The organism is Vibrio sp. 10N.261.52.A1 (assembly GCF_002876325.1).
GTDB classification, from domain to species: Bacteria; Pseudomonadota; Gammaproteobacteria; order Enterobacterales; family Vibrionaceae; genus Vibrio; species Vibrio chagasii.
Genome location: NZ_MCYD01000874.1, coordinates 1 through 828 on the forward strand (window position 1 = coordinate 1; position 828 = coordinate 828).

The 828-nt window shown below is 46.3% G+C and carries 6 tRNA genes; all 6 read left to right on the forward strand.

The window, feature by feature from the left end:
* Positions 1 to 80: 80 nt before the first annotated feature.
* Positions 81 to 165: transfer RNA gene (locus BCT81_RS18795), tRNA-Leu, on the forward strand.
* A 51-nt stretch (positions 166 to 216) separates the two neighbouring features.
* Positions 217 to 293, forward strand: a tRNA-Met gene (locus BCT81_RS18800).
* 55 nt (positions 294 to 348) lie between these two features.
* Positions 349 to 433: transfer RNA gene (locus BCT81_RS18805), tRNA-Leu, on the forward strand.
* 30 nt (positions 434 to 463) lie between these two features.
* A tRNA-Gln gene (locus BCT81_RS18810) sits at positions 464 to 538 on the forward strand.
* An 82-nt stretch (positions 539 to 620) separates the two neighbouring features.
* Positions 621 to 705, forward strand: a tRNA-Leu gene (locus tag BCT81_RS18815).
* A 30-nt stretch (positions 706 to 735) separates the two neighbouring features.
* Positions 736 to 810 (forward strand) — tRNA-Gln (locus tag BCT81_RS18820).
* Positions 811 to 828 lie beyond the last annotated feature (18 nt).

Below are 828 nucleotides of genomic sequence, written 5' to 3' on the forward strand. Positions count from 1 at the left end.
ATTTATAACTCCTTGCTAATAGCAATGAGCACAACGTTTTATTGAGTCACCAATACTCAGTATGACTACAAAGATTTGCTGCGGTCGTGGCGGAATTGGTAGACGCACCAGATTTAGGTTCTGGCGCCGAGAGGTGTGAGAGTTCAAGTCTCTCCGACCGCACCATTATTTCTCTTTCATTAGAGAACAAATAGTGAGTCTATTAGATTCATTATTGGCTACTTAGCTCAGTTGGTTAGAGCACATCACTCATAATGATGGGGTCGCAGGTTCAAATCCCGCAGTAGCCACCACTTACACAACGTCCTATTGAATCACCAATATTCAGTATGACTATAAAGATTTGCTGCGGTCGTGGCGGAATTGGTAGACGCACCAGATTTAGGTTCTGGCGCCGAGAGGTGTGAGAGTTCAAGTCTCTCCGACCGCACCATTATTTGGATATCTTAATTGATATCATTGTTGGGCTATCGCCAAGCGGTAAGGCACCGGCTTTTGATGCCGGCATTCCCTGGTTCGAATCCAGGTAGCCCAGCCACTATTTAAAACTCCTTGCTAATAGCAATGAGCACAACGTTTTATTGAGCCACCAATACTCAGTATAACTACAAAGATTTGCTGCGGTCGTGGCGGAATTGGTAGACGCACCAGATTTAGGTTCTGGCGCCGAGAGGTGTGAGAGTTCAAGTCTCTCCGACCGCACCATTATTTAGATGTCTTAATTGATGTCATTGTTGGGCTATCGCCAAGCGGTAAGGCACCGGCTTTTGATGCCGGCATTCCCTGGTTCGAATCCAGGTAGCCCAGCCACTATTTATAACTCCTTGC